This window comes from Actinomadura syzygii (assembly GCF_008085905.1).
Taxonomy (GTDB): Bacteria; Actinomycetota; Actinomycetes; order Streptosporangiales; family Streptosporangiaceae; genus Spirillospora; species Spirillospora syzygii.
The window spans coordinates 275648-294480 of sequence record NZ_VSFF01000009.1 but is presented as its reverse complement, the minus strand read 5'-3'; the positions used below and the strand labels follow the sequence as shown (position 1 = coordinate 294480).

Sequence of the window (18833 nt, the reverse complement as noted above, 5' to 3'; positions counted from 1 at the left end):
GGGTTCTTGCTGGCCGCCTTCGGTCGCTTGGAGTGTGGGGGCGGGTTGGGGCTTGTTCGGGGGGTTTTCGCGGGATCTTGGGTGGGGTGTGAATTGTCTTGGATGTGTTGATTTGGGGTGGTTGGGGGGTTGGCGAGTTGGTTATGGGGTGGTCGCGGGGTGGGGAGCGGAAATGTGCGGGGCGCATGGGGCGGGGCTAGATTGGCCGTCGGTTCCGCGCGAATGTTCGTGCGCGGGCTCGAATGACGCGGAAAGGAATCTCAGGTGGGTTCTCCTCGGTTGCCTGATCATCTTGAAGTGCTGCTCACCGAGGAGCCCGTGCTGGATGTGTACGCGTTCGGGCCCTGGCGGGTGCCGGACGGGTTGTACGACGAGATGCGCGAGCGCGCGCTGGAGTACAACCGGGACCAGCGGGCCGTGGTGCTGACGCGGCATCTCAGCGACTTCTACGGGGGCGACACCAGCGCGGCCGGGGCGGAGCAGTGGTCGCTGCTGACGTTCCTGCTCGGCGCGTCCGCCGTGCGCGGCGGGTCGCGGGGGGACGTCGACTACGAGCTGCTGTCGGCGTTCCTCGCGACGCCGGAGTCGGCCGTCCGGGAGCCGACCGCGTGGTTCACGCAGGGCGGGCGGTGGCGGCCGCCGGGACTGTGGCTGCCCGAGCCCGCCGGGAACGACCGCGAGCGGCGCGCGGTGATGTTCGAGCTGGCGCGCGCGGGGCTGGACGTGTTCGACGGACTCGAACCCGTCCAGCGTCGGCGGCAGGCGCTGATCGATCTGTTCGATCGGCGGGCCGCTGATGCTGAGCTGCGGGAGCTCGACATGAGCGTCCCGAACGGGCGGCTTGAGGATGTGTGGGTGTCCGGGCTGACCGAGGAGGAGTTGTCGATCCTTCCTGAGTTGGCGGGGCCGGTCGCGTATCTGGGGTGGGCCTGCTCTGGGCTGGACGCGGCGCATGGGCGTCTGGCCGGGGCCGTCGCTGACGGTGACGAGCCCGACGTCTCGCTCGCGCGGCTGCTGCTCGCCGCCGAGGCGAAGGTCGTCCCGGCGGAGCTCGCGGTGGTGCTCGGGACGACCCGCTACGAGAACGTCGAGGAGCGGCTCCGCGCGGCGCGCGAGGGATTCTCGGCCGACGCCTGGCAGCAGGACGTGCGGGCGTGGCTGGCGCGCGGTCTGGTCGCGGGCGAGGCGGACGCCGCTCGGGCTTGGCTCGACATGGCGGTGCGGATCACCGGGTCCGTGCAGGGGCTGCCCGAGGCGCCGGTGAGCCCGCGCTGCCGGGTGCCGGTGCGGATGTTCCAGGCGGACCTGCGGCGGCTGTTCAGCGTGCGGCGCGTCCTCAACACGTTGACGTTCGGCGGGCGGGACGTCGCCGAGGAGGAGGTCGTTGAGGAGGCGTCGAGTGTCGTCGTTGGTGGCGCCCTCGTCGGGCAGCCTGAGTTGGCGGGGGCGGTCGGGGAGGCGGTGGTCGCGCGGCTCGCGGGGGAGCGGCCCGTCCGGCTGCTGGTCGCGGGGCCCGAGGGCACCGGGAAGGGGACGGCGGCGGAGCTCGTCGAGGCCCGGCTCGCCGCGGGCGGCGCGGTGCGCGAGGCGATGTGGATATCCGACCAGGTGTTCGCGTCGCTCGGCGTGAGCGACGCCGTCCTGTGGCTGCAGACCCGGGTCCGCGAGTGCCTGGACGCGCGGATGCTCCTCGTCGTCGACGACCTGGAGAAGCTCGCCGCGCACGAGCGGTGCGGCGCGGCGGCGGCCGAGGAACTGCGGCGGCTGATGGCGCGGTCGCCCTCGCTGAACGTCGTGGCGCTGTGCCGCCCCGGCGGCGACCGGCGGCTGTTCGACGCCAACCCGGCCCTGGTTCGGGCGTTCGACGTGGCGCGGACGCGCGACTTCGGCGAGGACGACTTCGCCGAGCTGTTCGCGCTCGCCGCCGCCCGGCGCGGGGCGCGCGTCGCCCCGGAGGTCGCCGCGACCGCGGGCGGCATGCTCCGCCGCACCCCGCCGCTGCGGAACCTGCGCGGCGCGCGGCTGGTCGAGCACATGGCCGCCGAGGCGGTCGCCGCCGCCTACCGGCGTGACGGAGAGGGCGCGCTCGAGGTGACTGCGGCGGACCTGCCGCAGCGGCTCGTGCCGGGGCGTCCGGCGGAGGCCGACCCGCTCGCCGAGCTGGCCGCCTGCGCGGGCATCGAGCCCGTCAAGCGGGAGGTGGACGCGCTGGTCGCCGAGGCGAAGGCGGCACGGCTGCGGCGGGAGGCGGGCATGACCGCGCGGACCCGGCCCCGGCACCTCGTCTTCACCGGCAACCCGGGCACCGGCAAGAGCAAGGTCGCCGGGATCCTCGGCCGGATCTACGCCGATCTCGGCGTGCTGACGTCCGGGCACCTCGTCCAGGTGGAGCGGGCCGACCTGCTGGGGGAGTACGCGAGCGAGAGCGTGCTGCGGGTCCGGCGGGCGGTCGAGCAGGCGCACGGCGGCGTGCTCCTCGTCCGCGACGCGCACGCGCTGGTGTCCGCCGCGTCGGACGCGGCGCGCGGCCGCGAAGTACTGGACGTGCTCCTCACCGGCGTCCAGGCGTACACCGAGGACCTCCTCGTCGTGCTGACCGGTCCCGAGGCCGAGCTGAACGGGCTGCTCAAGTCGCATCCCGACCTCGCCGCGCTGTTCCCGCGCACCGTCCGGTTCCCCGACCTCACCGTGGCCGAGCTGGTCGAGGTGTTCGCGGCCAAGACCGCCGACTCCGGCTTCGCGCTCGCCCCCGGCGTCCTCGACCGGGTGCGGGAGCTCGCCGAGTCCGCGCCGCGCGACCGCGGGTTCGGCAACGCCCGCGCGATGATCAACCTGCTGGACCGGGCGGTCGCGCTGCAGGGCCGCCGCGTCCTCGCCGACGGCATCGTCGACGAGACCGAGTCGCTCGACGAGATCCTCCTCGACGACGTCCCCGGCACGCTCAGCCGGGGCCGCGACGACGTCCCCGGCGACCCGCTCGCCGAGATCGAGCGGCTGATCGGGCTCGCCGACATCAAGCGCGAGGTGGCCGCGCTGGTCGCCGAGGTCCGCGCCGAGCAGATGCGGCGGGACGCCAAGCTGTCCCCGGCGTCGCCGTCCCGGCACATGGTGTTCATGGGCAACCCGGGCACCGCGAAGACGACGATCGCCCGGCTGATCGCCGCCGTGTACGCGCGGCTCGGCCTGCTGTCGTCCGGCCACCTGGTGGAGGTCGCCCGCGCCGACCTCGTCGGCGAGTTCATCGGGCAGACCGCGCCCCGGGTGCGCGGCGCGGTCGAGCGGGCGCTCGGCGGAGTCCTGTTCGTGGACGAGGCGTACTCCCTGTCGTCCGCCGCGGGCGACAGCCGCGACTTCGGCCACGAGGCGATCGCCGAGCTGCTCCGGCTGATGGAAGAGCACCGCGGCGACCTCGTCGTCATCGTCGCCGGGTACGACGCGGAGATGGAGCAGTTCCTGAACGTCAACCCGGGCCTGAAGTCCCGGTTCCCGAAGGTGCTGCGGTTCCCCGACTACACCGACGACGAGCTCGTCGCGATATTCGAGTTCATGGCGGCGGAGGCCGGGTTCGCGCTCGCCCCCGGCGTGCTGGACGCGCTGCGCGTCCTCGTCGGCGCCCAGCCGCGCGGCGCGTCGTTCGGCAACGCGCGGCTCGTCCGGAACCTGCTGGAGGAGTCCATCTCCCGGCAGGCGCGCCGGATCACCGCCGCCGACGACGCCGCCCCCGGCGGCATCGCGCACGACGAGATCGTGACGCTCCGCCCGGACGACCTCCCCGACGTCCCGGCCCGCGAGCGGAGCATCGGCTTCGGCCCCTACATCTAGCCCGCGTGCGCCTGCGGGTCGGCGACCTGCGGGGCGGCGGCACCGTAGGCGGCGGCCTGGAGGGAGTACAGCTCGGCGTAGAGGCCGGCGCGCGCCATCAGCGCGGCGTGGTCGCCCTCCTCGACGACCAGGCCCCGCTCCAGGACGTAGATCCGGTCGGCGTACCGGACGCTGGCCAGCCGGTGCGTGATCAGCAGCACCGTCCGGCCGTCGGCGTGCGTGCGGATCCGCTCGAACAGCAGGTGCTCGGCCCGCGCGTCCAGCGCGGCGGTCGGCTCGTCGCAGATCAGCAGCGGCGCGTCCCGGTAGAAGCCGCGGCCGACCGCGAGCCGCTGCCACTGCCCGCCGGACAGCTCCGCGCCGCCCTTGAACCGGCGGTCGAGGAGCGTGTCGTAGCCCGCCGCCAGACCGTCCACGACCTCGTCCGCCCCGGACGCGCGGGCGGCGGCGAGCAGCGCCGGGTCCTCGTCCTCGCCGCGGACGTGCTCGCTTCCCCGCCCCATCGTGATGTTGTGCCGGGCGCTCATCGGCCAGTGCGTGTACTCCTGCGCGATGACGGCGACGCGCTGCCAGACGTCCTGCGGGGCGACCCGCGTCAGCGGGACGTCGTCCCAGCGGACCTCGCCGTCGTCCGGGTCGTACAGGCCCGCCATGATCTTCGCGAGCGTCGTCTTGCCGGACCCGTTCTCGCCGACGAGCGCGACCACCTCGCCCTGGCGCAGGTCGACCGAGACGCCGCGCAGGGACGGCTCGTCCGCGCCCGGGTAGGTGAACGCGACGTCCTCGACGCGGATGCGCGCGAAGTCGTCGGGGAGGCGCGAGGTCCGCTCCGCCGCGGCGGCGGGCAGGGCGCGGCGCGGGATGCGCTCCTCGGCGGCGTCGCAGAAGGCCACGTAGTCGCCGAAGTACAGGCCCTCCTCGTAGCACCGGTTGACCGCGTAGACGAGGTTGGCCAGGGACGTCTGGCCCGTCCTGATCGCCAGCACGGCCGTGCCCGCGACGGCCAGCGGCACGGCCCCCTTCCACAGCATGACGCCGAGCGCGATGTACACGGCGGCCGTCGCGACGCCCTTCAGCATGTCGCCGGTGATCTTCACGACGGTCTGCTTGCGCGCCACGTCCAACTCGACGTGCCGCTGGTAGGACGCCGCCCGGTCGTACTGGCCGAGCAGGAACGCCCGCATCGTGAACGACCGCACCTCGGGGGCATGGCGCCGCTCCACCATCAGGTCGGACAGGATCCACTTGCGCCGCGTCACGCCGACCAGGGAGAGCAGCATCAGGTACCGCATCCGCGCGCTGCGGACCGACGCCCACCCCTCCGGCACGGCCGTCAGCAGGAGCAGCGGCAGCAGCAGCGGGTGCAGGACGCCGAGCGTGCCCGCCGCGGCGACCATGCCGACGGCGCCGGTCAGCACGTCCACCGCGTACTGGACGACCATGGGCGCCGACACCATGCCGCGGCCCTGGGCGCGTTTCAGCTCGTCCAGGAAGTCGGAGTCGTCCAGCGCGGTGAGGTCGACGGCGGTCGTGGCCTCGAAAAGCCGCAGCTCCACGAGTCGCTCGACCTGCGGCTGCAGCCGGGCCTGCGACCAGCCCGCGCCCGCCTGCAGCGCGGCCCGCAGCCCGACCGCGCCCGCGACCAGTGCCAGCGAGGGCAGCGCGTCCCGGACCCGGGACGGCGTCGGCGCCTCGCTGAACAGCGCGGTGAGCACCCCGGTCGTGGCCAGCAGCCAGAACGCGGTGAAGAACCCGGCGGCGAGGTTCAGGCCGACGGTGACGAGCGTGTCCTTCCTGCTCGCCCGCCAGGCGAGGCCCGCCGCCTGCGCGATCACGGCCGGCAGCCGCTGCGCCATCGTGCGCATGCCCGTCTCGGTGAGTTCCTTGTCCCGCGCGTGCCAGTTGAGAATCACCTCGGGAAGGCCGGGGTCGGGGGGCGGTTCCCGGCGGCGACGGCTGCGCCGATTCGTCCCATTCTGGTGGTTACCTCGGGAGAAACGCCGTCCTGTTCCCATACGCCGCCCTTCGTGCATCCTGACCGGCCCAGGGCAGTGTGCACCTTGAGGAGGACGGTGTCCGCTTCATGTGTCACATAGAGAGGTGATTCGCCTTATTGGACAATCATGCGCCGGATGGACGCGCCGAGTGCTCCCGGTTGTCTATGGTCTACGGGACGACAGACGGCCGGCCCAGTGCCGGACAGGCTGAGGAGGGCGACCGGGTGGCGCGCAGCAGGGACCGTTCCGTACGCGCGGAGCACCACCACGCGGCCTACGGGCGGGAGGCGTACGACGACCCGTACGCCGACCCCCACGCGGGCGACCAGCTCGCCGGGCACCGCGCCGGGAAGGGCGGCGGCCCCTACGACGGGTACGACGCGCCGCCGCGGCGGCGGCGCCGCAAGCGGTGGCCGAGGGTGCTCGGAGCCCTCGTCGTCGTGCTGCTGCTGATCATCGTCGGCGGCTACTTCTACCTCGACTCGCGGCTCAAGCGGGAGTCCGTGCTCGTCGACTACCCGGGCCGGGTCGGCGACACCCCGGGGACGAACTGGCTGATCGTCGGCTCCGACAGCCGCGAGGGCCTGTCCAAGGCCGACCAGCGGCGGCTCCGCACCGGGTTCGCCTCGGGCCGCCGCACCGACTCGATGATGCTGCTGCACTACGGCTCGGGCGGGACGTCCCTGATCAGCCTCCCGCGCGACTCCTACGTCCCGATCCAGGGGCACGGGTCGAACAAGCTGAACGCGGCGTTCGCCTACGGCGGGCCGAAGCTGCTCGCCCAGACCGTGGAGAAGGCGACCGGCATCCACATCGACCACTACGCCGAGATCGGCTTCAACGGCTTCGTCGGCGTGGTCGACGCGGTCGGCGGCGTGGACATCTGCGTCAAGGACGACATCAACGACCCGAAGGCCGGGTTGAACCTCAAGGCGGGCTGCCAGACGCTGAACGGCGGGCAGGCGCTCGGCTACGTCCGGACCCGCAAGTTCGCCCGCGCCGACCTGGAGCGGGTCGAGCACCAGCGGCAGTTCTTCGCCGCGCTGATGAAGAAGGCGACGAGCCCGGGGACGCTGTTCAACCCGTTCCGCGGCGTCCCGCTCGCCCTGAACTCCACCAGCAACTTCCTCGTGGACGACGGCGACCACCTGTACGACCTCGTCCGGATGATGTGGGCGATGAAGGGCGTCAGCGGGGGCGGCGGCGTGACGACGACCGTCCCGATCGGCGGCACCGGCAGCTCGGTCGCGGCGGGCTCGTACATCACCTGGGATCGGACCAAGGCGGCCCGCCTGTTCGACGCGCTCAAGCAGGACCAGAAGATCCCCGAGGACGTCATCACGAAGTGACCCCTTTTCGGGTGCGCGGTCCGTCCGGTTAGAGTCGGGGCATGTCGGATGTGACGCCGGACGGGGCAGCCGAGCTTGAGGCGCTGCCGTCCAAGGAGCTGCACGACCGCGCGCTGGGCCTCGCCAGGGAGCGGCGCGACGTCGGCTTCCTGTGGGACCTGCTGCGCGCCATCCCCGCCGCCGCGGCGGCCACCGGGGAGGTCGGCCGCGCGAAGTTCGACCTGCTCCACGGGCTCTCGCTGCTCGAGGAGTTCACGCACGCGGGCGAGGGGGAGATGGCGGACGCGCTCCGTCCCCTCTACATCGACTACCTCACCGAGCACGCCAAAGGGACCTGACGCTCTCTTTCCGCTCTCTTGATCTCCGTCGCGCGGCCCGGGGGAATCACTCTGCGTAGTCTGTAGACCGCAGAGGGTGGTTGAATTGAATAAGAAGCACTTCAAGATCGCCGCGATCGCCTTCGTGGCGTGGTACGTCATCAGCAGGCCGGAGGGAGCGGCGCATCTCGTCAACAACGCCCTGAGCGGACTCGGCACCGCAGCCGAGTCGTTGTCGCAGTTCATGAGCGCCATCCCGAGCTGACGGACGGCTCGAGGGCCCCGTACCGCCGGCGGTACGGGGCTTCTTAGCGTCCGACACCAAGCGGTTGCCCCCGCGTCACAGTAAAATCGCGCTTTGCGGGCAGACGCGCGTGGGCACAATTGAATCGGGTCAGTTGTTGTCGTTGCGCTACAACCAGGGACGGCGTACGGATGAAGAAGAACCTCCGCTATGTGGCGATCGCCTTCGTCATCTTCTACTTGCTGAGCTCACCGACCGACGCGGCTGGGGTGGTCAACAACGCCTTCAGCCAGCTCGGCAAGGCGGGCAACCAGCTTGCCTCCTTCGTGAACGCGTTGGGGACGTAAGGGCGCGCCGGCGGCGCGGGCCCGCCGTCCCCGGGGGCGTACGGGGGTTCTCCTCCACACGGGGCGGGCGCGGCCCGGCGGTGCCGGTGAACGAGACGAACGACACGGCCGATCGGGGGGACGATCTCCTAGGATCGGCCTCATGTCTGTCTTCGACGTAGAGATCGAGGGTCTGCGGGGCGGTTCCGCCGACCTCGACCAGTACCGGGGCAAGGCCGTGCTCGTCGTCAACGTCGCGTCCCGGTGCGGCCTCACCCCTCAGTACTCCGGTCTGGAGCGGCTGCAGGAGAGGTTCGCCGGGCGCGGCTTCACCGTCCTCGGCGTCCCCTGCAACCAGTTCATGGGCCAGGAGCCCGGCACCGCCGACGAGATCGCCGAGTTCTGCTCGACGACCTACGGCGTCACGTTCCCGCTGACCGAGAAGATCGAGGTCAACGGCGACGGGCGGCATCCGCTGTACCAGGGCCTCGTCGGCTCGCCGGACGCCGAGGGGCACACCGGCGACATCCGCTGGAACTTCGAGAAGTTCCTCATCGCCCCGGACGGCGCGGTCGCGGCACGGTTCGCGCCGCAGACCGAGCCCGAGGCGGACGAGGTCGTCGCCGCCATCGAGAAGAGCCTTCCGTCCTGACCGCGGACGCGCCCTCCGGGTCCCTCGGAGGGCGCGCCCCTGTGAGCCGCGCTGTGAACCCGCCGTGTGAAGCGCGGCACATCGCACCCCGGTTGCCCTCTATTCGAGTCGGCGTCTAACTTGGGAACCGCGATGTGACCTGCGTGGAGGTGCGGCATGGGCGGTTGGACGGTGCGCGACATCGGCGGCCTGCGCGGCCGCCGGGCCGTCGTCACCGGGGCGAACAGCGGCATCGGCTACCACACGGCGCTCCAGCTCGCCCGGCACGGCGCGGCCGTCGTGCTCGCCTGCCGCAGCGCCGAGCGCGGGCAGGCCGCGTTCGACCGGATGCGGGCCGCCGCGCCGGACGCCGACCTCGTCCTCGGCTCGCTCGACCTCGCCGACCTCGCATCCGTCCGGACGTTCGCGGACCGGCACGGCGGCGAGCCCCTCGACATCCTCGTCAACAACGCGGGCGTGATGGCGCTGCCCCGGCGCTCCACCGCCGACGGGTTCGAGATGCAGTTCGGCACCAACCATCTCGGCCACTTCGCGCTCACGGGGCTGCTGCTGGACGCGCTGCGGTCCGCGGCGTCCCTTCGCGGGCCGGCCCGCGTGGTGACCGTGACGTCCGCCTTCGCCTGGACGGGGCGGCTGAGCTTCGACGACCTCCAGGGCGAGCGCCGCTACCGCAAGTGGTCCGCCTACAGCCAGGCCAAGCTCGCCAACCTGATCTTCGCGAAGGAGCTCGACCGGCGCGTCGGCGAGCTGACCAGCGTCGCCGCCCATCCCGGTTATGCGGCCACGAACCTCCAGCAGGCCGGGCCCAGGATGCAGGGCAGCTCCCTCATGGAGAAGGCGACCGGGCTGGGCAACGCGCTGATGGCCCAGTCCGCGGCTGAGGGGGCGCTGCCGTCGCTGTACGCGGCGACGTCCCCGGACGTGGAAGGCGGTGCCTGCTACGGGCCTCGCCTGCTCCAGTACCGCGGCTCGCCGGTCAAGGTCGTCACGCCGCCGCAGGCCGACCGTCCGGGCCTCGGCGAGCGGCTGTGGGACGTCTCCGAGGCGCTCACCGGCGTCGCCTACGCGCCCGCGTCCGCCTGACGTCCGAGCCCGTGGACGGCCTGGGCCACCGTCGCCGCGATGACGTTCTCCGCCTCGGACGGCGTGCGCTGCGCGAGCCTCGCGGCCGCGTCGACCAGCCCTTGGATCAGCTCCGCGCGCAGCGCGGGCTCCGGGACGCCGCCGTCGTCGAGCGCCGCGACCAGGGGGCGGAGCAGCTGCGCGTGCCCGTCGCGGATGCGGTCGAGGGCCGGTTCGGCGAGGGCGTGCTCGACGAGCGCGACGGCGGCGGCGTGCCGCCCGTCCGTCATGACCTCGAGTTGCGCCCGGACGTAGGACTCGATCTTCGCGTTCAGCCCGGCCGCTCCGGCGAGCGCCGCCTCCACGACGGACGCCCACCGGGGCAGCTCGTCCTCGACGATCGCGGCGACCAGGTCGTCCTTCGACCGGAAGTACTCGTACAGGCTCGGCCGGGACAGCCCGACCCGCCGTGCCAGCGCGGCGAGCGACAGCGCCTCGATGCCCTCCTCGGCGACGAGCGTCCGCGCGGCGTCGAGGAGGGTGCGCAGCTGCCGCGCCCGGTGCTCGGCGACGGTCGCCTCGCTGATCTTCGGCACCCACCCATCCTAGGTCGCCCCCGACCCCGGGCCCGGCGGGGTCAGGGAGCGCGGGTGATGTCCCAGTCGAGGGTGGCGGGGATCGCGCCCTCCAGGGTGAGCAGCCAGCGCTTGACCTCGACGCCGGTGCCGCCGCTGTAGCCGCCGAGCCCGTTCGAGGCGACGACCCGGTGGCACGGGACGATCAGCGGGATCGGGTTGCTGCCCATCACCTGCCCGATCACCTGGGCGGGCACCTCCGTGCCGCTGCGGTCTCCGAGCCCGCCGTACGTGACGACCTCCCCGTACGGGACGGTCTCGTACAGCGTCGTCAGCACCTGCCGCTGCAGGTCGGACGTGAGCCGCCAGTCGATCGGCGTCTCGAAGCTCTTCAGATCCCCCGCGAAGAAGTCGCGGAGGGCGGACAGGGCCGGGGCGAGCCGGTCGGGCGCGTCCACCACCGGCAGCCCGACCGCCTTCGCCGTGCGGGCGCGGTTGGCGGGCGTGTCGCGGAAGTGCAGGGCGGCGACGCCCGTCTCGGTCTCCGCGACGAGCAGGCGGCCGAGCACGGTGTCGACCGTGCCGAACGCGAGTGTCTCGGTCATCGTTCAGCGCTCCTTCCCGGGCGGGGGTCCAGCGTGTCACGCCGGACCGACATTCCGTAGAACACCGCGGGACGCCGTCACGTTGCGAGGGTCCGGTGCAGCCGCGCGGACTCCTTGACCAGGCGGGACGAGCCGCCGCGTCCGGCGACCTCCGCCACCTCGGCGATGGCGCCCCTCGCCCCGGTGGACTCGGCCGTCCGGGTGGCGAGGGCCAGCAGGTCGGGGACGCCCGACGCCGCGCGCTCGCCCGGTGCGGGGAGCACGTCCGGGAGGGCGGCGGCGAGGACCGTCCAGACGCCGGTCTCCGCGCCCGCGTCGGCGGCGGCCGTGAGCGCCTTCACGGCGCGCGGGAGGGTGACGCGGCCGAGGGCGGTGAGACGGCCGAGCGCCGTGCCCGTCTCGGCGGCGGGGAGGGCGCCGCGGGCGGCGAGGGCGAGGAGCGCCTCGGTGGCGTCCGCGCGCCCGCGCTCGTGCCGGTTGGCGAGGCCGCAGGCCAGGAGCGTCCCGGTGGCGGCGCCCGCCGGGCCGTCGGCCTCCGCCAGGTCGAGCAGGACGGAGCCCTGGCCCCAGTCCTCGTCCTCGCCGCCCGCCAGTTCGGGGACGAGGTGCGCCGCCGCGATCTCGCGGTGCGACGGCAGCACGGACGGCCAGTAGGCGGCGGACTCGATGTACCGGCCCCGTACCGGCGCGCTCCGGCCCTTCTCGGGGAAGCGGCACAGCCGCGCGATGTCGGTGTCGCCGGGGACGTCCACCGTGGTCACCATCCGGATCGGCTGCCGGACGTTCCGGTCGGACGTCTTCTCGGCGGGCCTGCCGAGCACCCGGCATTCGACGGCCGGGTCGGCGAGCCCGCCGGTGGCCAGCCACGACGCGACCGTCCGCCCGGCCTCGGACGCCAGGCCCTTCGCCCGCGCCGCCGCGGCCTCGTCGACGTCGCGGGGGACGCGGAGCAGCGCCTGCGTGAGGTCGGCCCGGCCGGGCTCGGCGCCCGCCTCCTCCAGCCGCTCCAGGCGCCGGACGAGCACGCCGGGGTCGACGTGTCCGCTGCCCTCGGTCGGCGTCGCGAGCAGCACCGGGACCTTCCCGACCGCGGCCGCCGCCTCGTGCCGCCGCCACCAGAGGAACCGCTCGAACTGACCGTCGGGCGTCGTCGGGTCCGGCTCGGGCGCGTGCTCGGTCGGGCGGGGCTGTCTCCTCAAGAACTCGGCGAACGCCCTCATCTGCCGCGACGGCGTCCGCGGCGCGATCAGCCTCTGCACCGGGAGGAACACCCAGCTCTTGTCGATGTAGCGCCGCAGGTACTGGTCCGGCTCGATCATCCATCGCGCGTGCGCGGAGACGGCGTCCCGCATCGCCTCCCGCGTCGCGTCGGGGTCGAGGTAGGCGAACTCGACGAGCGCGCCGAGGAAGCGCTCGGCCGCCGCCCACGGCGTCCGGGACCGCGCGAGCACCGCGAACTCCTCGGTCAGCTCGGCGAGCGAGCCGATCGGGACGGGCGCCGGACGCGGGACGAACGGCGGCGGCCCCGCGGGCGGCTCCGGCGCGGCGAGCGGCCCGGCCCCGGCGTCCGCGGGCTCGACCTCGCCGAACGCAGCCGCGATCGTCTCGCGGAGGTCGGCGGGCAACCCGGCGGCGGCGTCCCGGACCGCGGCGCGGACCGCGTCGTCCGCCCGCGCCGCGTGCTTCGTCGCACTCTTTACAGCGCGTTCGCGCAGGTCGAGGGCGTCCGAGGCGAAGACCGGGAGGAGGGCGCGCAGGGTGGCGTCGACGCGGTCGCGCTTGCGGGCCGTGCGGTCGAGCCAGGTCAGCCCCGCGCGGACGAGCTTCTTCTCCGGACGGAACAGCAGCGCGCCCGCCGCGTCCTCGAACAGCGCCGCGTCGAGCCGCCCTCCGTCGTCGGCGCGCCGCACCTCCCGCAGGGCCAGGTCGGTGACGGTCGACGGCGCGGCCGGGAGGAGGTGGACGTAGTCGCGCACGCGGTCGGCGGCCTCGGCGTCGGTCGGCTCCAGCGCGTCGTGCAGCCGGCCGAACCAGCGCAGCTCGCGGGCCGTCCCGCCGCGCAGGAAGCGGCTGACGCAGCCGTCCAGGAGGGCCGCGCGGTCGAGCCGTCCGGCGCGGGCCAGGGCGGCGAGGGCGTGGGCCCAGGGGCTCGCCACGGACGGGTCGGGCCGCACCTCTTCGGCGAGGGCCGCGCCGACGCCGTTCGCCTCGAACAGCGCGGGGACGAGCGTGTCCAGGAACGGGTCGCCGGCGAGGGCCTCCGGGTCGGGGGACCGGCCGACCACCCACCCGACGACGAAGCCGTCCGACACCGGCGGGGTCGCCCCGGCCGACGTGATCAGGGCGGCCGCCATGTCCCAGCGCGCCCGGTCGCCGTCGGCCGGGCGGATGCGGGCGGCGAGGCGCCGCCCGACGTCCGCGCGCCACTCGTCCGAACGCCCGGCCGTGACCGCGCGCAGCGCCGCGCGGAGCTCTGGGAAGTCGTCCCAGGCCCACCACCAGATTCGCAGGTCGCGGCGGCCCAGCCAGGCGGCGGCCGCGGCCGGTCCGGCGATCGTGCCCGCGCCCGCGACCAGCAGCGCGCCGGTCACCTGCTGCCCGCGGACTCCGATCCCCGCCTGGCCCCGCGCGGACGTCAGCAGCTCCGGAAGCTCCTTGGCGACGGCGCGGCGGGCGTCGCCGTCGAGCGCGCCGACGAGGGCGACCGTCCGGGACACGTCACCGGCGGAGATCGCCTTCTGGATGTCGTCCCGCTCGCTCATCGCGCGACCTCCACGGCGGCCTCGCGGCGGACCATCCGGGCGGCGAGGACGTGCTTGCACGGCCCGCGCTCGCCTCTATGGTCGAACCACCACGGGCAGGTGCAGGTGGCGCGGTCTCCGTCGAAGCGGACCTGGCGGTCGCCGCCGTCCGTTCGGACGATCGCGGTGTCGTCGGACGTGAACCGCACGGCCTCCCCTTCGACGAGCGCCTGCGCCGACCGCAGGCGAGGGTTGAGCGCCGCCACCCGCGCGGGGTCGTAGGGCAGCTCGCGGTGGAAGAACCCCGCCTCGGCGGCGTCGAACCCCACGCGGCCGGACGTCCCGAGCTGGGTCAGCGCGGCCTTCGTCCGCGCCAGGGTGAGGCCGGACCGCTCGGACAGCAGATCGGGGTCGACGCGGGGCTCGAACGACAGCAGCGCGCCGATCAGGTCGGCGTCGCCCGCGACCTCGTCCGTCGCGAGGGCGTCGAGCACGGCGCCCTCACCGGAGAACCCGCGCGAGTTCTGCGGGGACAGGGTCAGGACGTAGCGCATGCCCGGCAGTTCCAGTTCCCACACGCTCGACACGGGCCCGCTGCCGTTCGCGACGGACGGCCCGTACACGCGAAGAGCACTCGCGAAGCGCAGCAGCGGCAGCATCGTCCGCAACCGGTCGGGACCCGCCAGGCACACCGCACCAGGCACCGGACGGGACGAGACCCGCAGCGTCCGTCCGGCGGGCACCACCCAGAGGACGTCCCGCGCGCGCTTGGGCAGCGACCGCAGGAAACGGACCGCGTCCAACCCGGTCAGTTCGGCGCGCGGGTCGAACCCGGCCGTGATGACCTGGACCTCGGCGAAGCCCCGCAGCCACCGGTCCGGGAGCGGGACCTTCTTCTCCACGACGGCGCCGTCCATCGTCGTCACGGCCATTTCCTCGGCGCCGACCGCCAGGTGCAGCGGGTCGGAGCCGCCCACCCTGGCCAGGGCCTCGCGCAGCGGTCCGTTCACGTCGACGTTGGTCGTGCCGCGCTCGTGGACGTCGCCGTCCATCCCGGGCTCCAGCACGTCCAGCCGGGCGTAGACGCCGCCGCACGCCGAGAACGACTCCATCCGCAGCCGGTCGCCGTTGCACGTGACGACCGGGTCGCGGAACGACGTGGGACGCGGCTGGTAGTAGCGGGTCTGCGCGACGTCCGCCAGCGCGATCAGCCCCGCCGCGGCGGGCGCCGCCTGGGTGAGGACGCCGCTGAAGAAGTGCGGGTGCGGGCGAGGCCCGGCGCTGGTCGTCCCGCCCGAGGTGGACAGGCCGAGGAGCCCGCCGTCGAGGCCGGACGGCCGCGTGTACGTGTATGCCTGGGCGGCTCCTGCCGCCACGGTGCTGCTCGCCATGCCGAGAACGTACGGCCACGCACCGACAAAGCGCGGCGCATTGGAAGATCAGCCGAGTTGACCGGGGAAGAGAAGGGCGAGTTCACGCGGATGGGTGCCGATCAGACGCAGTTCGTCGTCGGTGAGCGGACGCCCCGTCTGCGCGTTGCAGAGCTGGACGAGCTTGAACGCGAGGTCCTCGTCGACGGAGTCGATGCCCAGTCCGTCCATGACGTGCCGGAACCCGGCCTTGCCGCCGTACTCGCCGGTGAGGACGACCCGTCCCGGACGGGTGTGCCAGTCCTCCGGGAACGGGCCGAGCGTCTCCTCGTCGTAGAGCTCGTAGTTGCCGTGGTCTTTCAGCGCGCCGTCCGCGTGGATGCCGGACTCGTGCGCGAACGCGTTCCGTCCGACACCGACCTGGTTGTAGGGGAGCGGTTGGCCGAAGGCGTAGCTCGCCCACAGCGCGAAGCGCCGCGCCCAGGACAGGTCGATCGGGTCCCCGATCCCGGCGCCGTGCTTCTCCAGCCCGAACCCGTGCCGGAAGGCGAGGATGGTCGAAAGGAGGTCGGCGTTGCCCGACCGTTCGCCGATCCCGTTGACGCACGTGTTGATCCAGGCGTCCTGCCCGGCCTCCAGGTCGCCGAGCGCGCCGCTGATGGAGTTCGCCACGGCCAGGCCGAGGTCGTTGTGGCAGTGGGTCTCGACCGGCATCCCCACGGCGGACGCCAGCCTGGCGAAGCGCTCCCTGACGCGCTCCGGCGTGTCGCCGCCGATCGTGTCGCAGTACCGGACGCGGTCGGCCCCGGCCTCCTTCGCGGCGAGCGCGAACTCGGTGAGGAAGCCGTCGTCGGTGCGGGAGCCGTCCTCGGCGTTGACCCCGACCGTCAGCGCCCCGGCCGCCTTCGCCGTCCGGACGGCCGCGACCATCTCGCGGACGATCGCGTCCCGGTCCAGCCGGCCGCGGAACTTGTTCGCGATCATGTAGTCGGACGTGGAGATCGACAGGTTGTAGTGCGCGAGCCCGGTGCCGCCCGCCCGCACCTCGGCGGCCTTCTCCACGTCCCGCGCGACGCCCCGGCACCAGCCGGACAGCCGCAGCCCGCCGAACGCGCCCGCCTCCGCCAGCGCGAGCTGCGCCCGGACGTAGGGGACCTCGTGGAACAGGAACGGGAAGCCGATCTCCGACTGCGCCGCGCCCAGCCGTCCCAGGTAGAAGTTCACCATCGTCTTGCCGAACTTCGAGAGCCCGGTCCGGGCCGTCTGAACGCCGTCGCGGTTGGTGACGTCAAGGAAGTGAATCTGTGGCATGCCTTCAGATTGACACTGGAATCCATGTGTATCAATATTGACGAAAATCAATACTGGGACGTTGACATGAGCGAGAACGACCAGCTCGACGGCTGGATCGACGCGCGGGCGGCGGCCGAGCGGCTCGGTGTGAAGCCCGCCACGCTGTACGCCTACGTGAGCCGGGGCGTGCTGCGCCGCCGGCACGCCGCCGACGGCCGCCGCAGCCTCTTCGACGCCGCCCAGGTCGAGGAGCTGGCCCGGCGCGGCAGGCCGCGCCGTCCGCCCGGCCCCGGCGAGCTGGCGATCGAGTCGGCGATCACCGCGCTCGGCCCCGACCGCCCGTACTACCGGGGACGCGACGTCCTGGCCCTGACCGAAGACGCCACTTTCGAGGACGTCGCGACCTGGCTCTGGACGTCCAGCGAAACCAATGAACACGTCTGGCAGGCGCAGGCGGACGGCGTCGATAGGGCCGTCGCCGCCCAGTCCGGCCTCCCCGCGGACCTTCTCCCGCTCGACCGGCTCCAGCTCATCGCCACCGCCCTCGCCACCGCCGACCCGCTGCGCCACCACCTCGACCCCGAGGGCGTCGTCGTCACCGGACGAGCCCTCGTCGCGGGCCTGGTCGAAGCCCTCCCGCCGTCGCGCCCGTCCGCCCGCGAGGGCCGCCTGGCCGAGCGCCTCTGGGACCGGCTGTGCCCGCACGCCCCCGAGCCGGGCCTGCTGCGCGCGTTCGAGTCCGCCATGATCCTGCTGGCCGACCACGAGCTGGCCGCGTCCACGGTCGCCGCGCGGGTGGCGGCCTCGGTGCGCGCCGACCCGTACGCCGTCGTCGCGTCCGGCCTCGGCGTCGCGAGCGGCCCGCTGCACGGCGGCGCGTCGTACGGCGCGGAACGCCTGCTGGCCGAGGTCGCCGATCCCACGTCCGCCGGACGGGCGCTGGGGGAGCGGCTGCGCGGCGGCGAGCGCGTCCCCGGGTTCGGACACGCGGTCTACAAGGCGGGCGACGGCCGCGCGACGGCGCTGCTGGACCTCGTCCGAGCCGCCGCCCCGGGGAACGACCGCGTCGCCGCCGCGGACGCCGTCCTCGCCGAGGCCGCGCGCCGCCGGCTGCCCGCGCCCAACGTCGACTTCGCGCTGGCCACGCTGGGCGCGGTGGCCGGGCTCGTCCCCGGCGCGGGCGAGGCGATCTTCGCGGTGGCGCGCACCGCCGGGTGGCTGGCGCACGCGCTGGAGGAGTACGGACGGGGCGGTCCGCTGCGTCCGCGCGCCGTCTACACGGGCCCGCCGCTGCCGTCGGCCTGACGATCACCGGGGTCGGGGCGGCTCTCCGCGGGACCGGGGGTACGCTCGTTGACGTGCGACGGTTTCTCACCCCTGGCTGGATAGGGCTGCACGCGATCGCGATCACGCTGTGCGGCGCCTTCCTCGGCTTCGGCTGGTGGCAGTACGACCGCGCCCAGAGCGGCAACGACCGGAGCTGGGCCTACACCTTCGAATGGCCGATCTTCGCGATCTTCGTGATCGTGATGTGGGTCAAGATGATCCGCGACGAGCGGTCCGGCACGGCTCCCGCGCCCGCCGTCCTGGAGGAGCCCGCCGAGGACGAGGTCAAGCGCGAGATCATCCGTCGCCAGGAGGAAGAGGACCCGGCCCTCGCGGCCTACAACCGCTACCTGGCCCGCCTGAACTCCGAAACCAACGGCACCCCCCGCTGACGAAGCGGCCAGCCGGGCGCGGGCGCACCCACCCCAAGGGACAATCCCAAGGGCAACCGAACCAACAACCTCAACCGATAACCCCAACAGCAAACCCGGAGCGGCAAACCCGGACCCGACGAGCCCAGCGCGGCAGAAGCGGAAGCGGCAAGCCCGGAACGGCAAGCGCGGAGGCGGCGAGCTTGGAAGCGGCAAGCCCAATGCGGCAAGCCTGAACCGGCGAACCTGCCTTAACCGGGAACCTCAACCGGGGCCACGGGTCGGGCGGCCGCAGGCCGCCAAGGCCGGAGGCCGCCCGACCCGCCGAGCGAGGGGCCGTTTTCCCGAGCCGCGAACGCGGACTCGGGGAAACGGCCCCTCGCGAGCAACGGGGGTTCCAGGGGGTCGCCCCCCTGGGTAAAGAGAGAGAAGGCTTTAGTGGAAGGCGCGGTAACCAGGTACCGGATCCTGGCTCTGGTGGTCGGCACGTTGCTCGTGCTGCTGGCGATCGGGATGGTCTTGAAGTACGGGCCGACCGACATGCCCGCGATGGCGGGCATCGTGGCGCAGATCCACGGTGTGGTCTACATGGTCTACCTGGTGGCGGCGTACGACATGTGGCGGCGGACGGGGTGGCCGCTGAGCCGGATGGCGCTGATCGTGGTGGGCGGTTTCGTTCCGCTGATGACGTTCTATGTCGAGCGCAAGGTCGTGCGCGAGGCGCGTGGGCTGCGGCAGGACGCGAAGGCCGAGGTGAACGCCTGATCCGTCGGCCGGAAGGGC

16 protein-coding genes are annotated in these 18833 nt (G+C 73.5%); 10 read left to right on the top strand and 6 right to left on the bottom strand.

The features are described 5' to 3' along the window. The first annotated feature begins 297 nt into the window (after positions 1-297). Positions 298-3822: an AAA family ATPase gene (locus FXF65_RS24115; RefSeq protein ID WP_148352284.1), complete on the top strand. Its 3525-nt coding sequence runs from the start codon at positions 298-300 to the stop codon at positions 3820-3822. On the opposite strand, the gene FXF65_RS24110 is transcribed toward FXF65_RS24115, so the two are convergent. After that, positions 3819-5735: an ABC transporter ATP-binding protein gene (locus FXF65_RS24110; protein WP_342787498.1), complete on the bottom strand. Its 1917-nt coding sequence runs from the start codon at positions 5733-5735 to the stop codon at positions 3819-3821. The two genes, FXF65_RS24115 and FXF65_RS24110, sit on opposite strands and share 4 nt — an antisense overlap. Positions 5736-6043: 308 nt before the next feature. On the opposite strand from FXF65_RS24110, the gene FXF65_RS24105 reads away from it, so the two are divergent. From FXF65_RS24105 to FXF65_RS24090, 6 genes are all read left to right on the top strand, one after another. Then, positions 6044-7168, top strand: a complete 1125-nt coding sequence (locus FXF65_RS24105) for an LCP family protein (protein WP_246199049.1) — start codon at positions 6044-6046, stop codon at positions 7166-7168. A 41-nt stretch (positions 7169-7209) separates the two neighbouring features. Next, complete coding sequence (locus FXF65_RS24100) at positions 7210-7506, top strand: hypothetical protein (RefSeq protein ID WP_148352281.1); 297 nt, start codon at positions 7210-7212, stop codon at positions 7504-7506. Between the two features lie 85 nt (positions 7507-7591). Beyond that, positions 7592-7750 carry a hypothetical protein gene (locus tag FXF65_RS43910; RefSeq protein WP_187412476.1) on the top strand — a complete coding sequence of 53 codons (159 nt, stop codon included), beginning with the start codon at positions 7592-7594 and terminating at the stop codon, positions 7748-7750. 170 nt (positions 7751-7920) lie between these two features. Beyond that, on the top strand, positions 7921-8076 hold the full coding sequence (locus tag FXF65_RS43905; RefSeq protein ID WP_169809316.1) for a hypothetical protein: 156 nt from the start codon (positions 7921-7923) through the stop codon (positions 8074-8076). Positions 8077-8218: 142 nt separating this feature from the next. Continuing rightward, positions 8219-8707: a glutathione peroxidase gene (locus FXF65_RS24095; RefSeq protein WP_148352280.1), complete on the top strand. Its 489-nt coding sequence runs from the start codon at positions 8219-8221 to the stop codon at positions 8705-8707. 156 nt (positions 8708-8863) lie between these two features. Continuing rightward, positions 8864-9790: an oxidoreductase gene (locus FXF65_RS24090; RefSeq protein ID WP_148352279.1), complete on the top strand. Its 927-nt coding sequence runs from the start codon at positions 8864-8866 to the stop codon at positions 9788-9790. Here the strand turns inward: FXF65_RS24090 and FXF65_RS24085 are convergent. The 5 genes from FXF65_RS24085 to FXF65_RS24065 all read right to left on the bottom strand — a co-directional run bounded on the left by FXF65_RS24085 (position 9769) and on the right by FXF65_RS24065 (position 16371). Further along, positions 9769-10365, bottom strand: coding sequence for a TetR/AcrR family transcriptional regulator (locus FXF65_RS24085; RefSeq protein ID WP_148352278.1), 597 nt, complete (start codon positions 10363-10365; stop codon positions 9769-9771). The two genes, FXF65_RS24090 and FXF65_RS24085, sit on opposite strands and share 22 nt — an antisense overlap. Before the next feature lie 41 nt (positions 10366-10406). Beyond that, on the bottom strand, positions 10407-10949 hold the full coding sequence (locus FXF65_RS24080) for a methylated-DNA--[protein]-cysteine S-methyltransferase (RefSeq protein WP_148352277.1): 543 nt from the start codon (positions 10947-10949) through the stop codon (positions 10407-10409). A 77-nt stretch (positions 10950-11026) separates the two neighbouring features. After that, positions 11027-13711 carry a DUF7824 domain-containing protein gene (locus tag FXF65_RS43900; RefSeq protein WP_187412475.1) on the bottom strand — a complete coding sequence of 895 codons (2685 nt, stop codon included), beginning with the start codon at positions 13709-13711 and terminating at the stop codon, positions 11027-11029. Further along, positions 13708-15081: an SWIM zinc finger family protein gene (locus FXF65_RS24070; protein WP_148352276.1), complete on the bottom strand. Its 1374-nt coding sequence runs from the start codon at positions 15079-15081 to the stop codon at positions 13708-13710. The genes FXF65_RS43900 and FXF65_RS24070 overlap by 4 nt, the downstream gene beginning before the upstream one ends. A 48-nt stretch (positions 15082-15129) precedes the next feature. Beyond that, complete coding sequence (locus tag FXF65_RS24065) at positions 15130-16371, bottom strand: LeuA family protein (protein WP_148352275.1); 1242 nt, start codon at positions 16369-16371, stop codon at positions 15130-15132. A 66-nt stretch (positions 16372-16437) separates the two neighbouring features. On the opposite strand from FXF65_RS24065, the gene FXF65_RS24060 reads away from it, so the two are divergent. From FXF65_RS24060 to FXF65_RS24050, 3 genes are all read left to right on the top strand, one after another. Next, positions 16438-17658: a citrate synthase gene (locus tag FXF65_RS24060; protein ID WP_148352274.1), complete on the top strand. Its 1221-nt coding sequence runs from the start codon at positions 16438-16440 to the stop codon at positions 17656-17658. A gap of 53 nt (positions 17659-17711) precedes the next feature. Continuing rightward, positions 17712-18071 (top strand): hypothetical protein, encoded by a 360-nt coding sequence (locus FXF65_RS24055; RefSeq protein WP_148352273.1) that lies wholly within the window; start codon positions 17712-17714, stop codon positions 18069-18071. Between the two features lie 417 nt (positions 18072-18488). After that, positions 18489-18815 carry a DUF3817 domain-containing protein gene (locus FXF65_RS24050; protein ID WP_148352272.1) on the top strand — a complete coding sequence of 109 codons (327 nt, stop codon included), beginning with the start codon at positions 18489-18491 and terminating at the stop codon, positions 18813-18815. The last annotated feature ends 18 nt before the right edge of the window (positions 18816-18833 follow it).

What these genes read in the sequence shown, in the direction of transcription:
- FXF65_RS24100 (WP_148352281.1), top strand. Translation starts at nt 7,210, where the DNA reads ATGTCGGATGTGACGCCGGACGGGGCAGCCGAGCTTGAGGCGCTGCCG.
- FXF65_RS24090 (WP_148352279.1), top strand. Translation starts at nt 8,864, where the DNA reads ATGGGCGGTTGGACGGTGCGCGACATCGGCGGCCTGCGCGGCCGCCGG.
- FXF65_RS24060 (WP_148352274.1), top strand. Translation starts at nt 16,438, where the DNA reads ATGAGCGAGAACGACCAGCTCGACGGCTGGATCGACGCGCGGGCGGCG.
- FXF65_RS24065 (WP_148352275.1), bottom strand. Translation starts at nt 16,371, where the DNA reads ATGCCACAGATTCACTTCCTTGACGTCACCAACCGCGACGGCGTTCAG.
- FXF65_RS24080 (WP_148352277.1), bottom strand. Translation starts at nt 10,949, where the DNA reads ATGACCGAGACACTCGCGTTCGGCACGGTCGACACCGTGCTCGGCCGC.
- FXF65_RS43900 (WP_187412475.1), bottom strand. Translation starts at nt 13,711, where the DNA reads ATGAGCGAGCGGGACGACATCCAGAAGGCGATCTCCGCCGGTGACGTG.
- FXF65_RS24095 (WP_148352280.1), top strand. Translation starts at nt 8,219, where the DNA reads ATGTCTGTCTTCGACGTAGAGATCGAGGGTCTGCGGGGCGGTTCCGCC.
- FXF65_RS24070 (WP_148352276.1), bottom strand. Translation starts at nt 15,081, where the DNA reads ATGGCGAGCAGCACCGTGGCGGCAGGAGCCGCCCAGGCATACACGTAC.
- FXF65_RS43905 (WP_169809316.1), top strand. Translation starts at nt 7,921, where the DNA reads ATGAAGAAGAACCTCCGCTATGTGGCGATCGCCTTCGTCATCTTCTAC.